General features: G+C 46.6%; 1 protein-coding gene. It reads right to left on the bottom strand.

Annotated elements, in window-relative coordinates; translation table 11 throughout:
* Nucleotides 1-650 (bottom strand): IS3 family transposase (locus IEW26_RS30070; RefSeq protein WP_268237088.1); only part of this gene is annotated, 650 nt, incomplete at its 3' end.
* Nucleotides 651-657: the final 7 nt, after the last annotated feature.

Here is a 657-nt window from a genome sequence, read left to right on the forward strand (position 1 = left end):
CGGTTGTAATAAAACTCAATGTACTGGTAAATGGCAGTATATGCCTCTTCCGGCGTCTTAAACCGAGGGTTACAGTAAATGAGTTCCTTCTTTAAAATGCTGTGCCAGGACTCTATACAAGCGTTATCGTAACAATTCCCTCGGCGGCTCATACTGGATTCCATACCGTATGTTTTCAGTTGCTCTACGTACTCTTTGGATGTGTACTGCGAGCCTCGATCGGAGTGATGAAGTAAACCTGGAGCGGGACGTTTTGCCTCATAAGCATCTTGTAATGCACCCAGCACCAAGCTGGTTTCCATATGGCTATACAGACGCCAGCCTACAATTTCACGTGTACACAAATCCAAAACACTGGCCAAATATAACCGGCCTCCTCGGCAGGGGATGTAGGTGATGTCGGTAGCCCATACCGTATTGGGTTTGGATGTCTTAAATTGCTGATTTAGCGTATTCGGCGCAAGGGGATGGTCATGTTTGGAATCCGTCGTCTGGACACGATACTTGGGAGCATACACGGAACGGAGATTCATTTGGCGCATGTATATACTTACTGTACGTGAAGAGATCCTATACCCTTCCAGATGAAGCAAATACGTAATTTTAGGACTCCCACACCGCATCTGGTGGTCGTAGAAATAATACCGAATCCGCTCC

This window comes from Paenibacillus silvae (genome assembly GCF_014639235.1).
Lineage (GTDB): Bacteria > Bacillota > Bacilli > Paenibacillales > Paenibacillaceae > Paenibacillus > Paenibacillus silvae.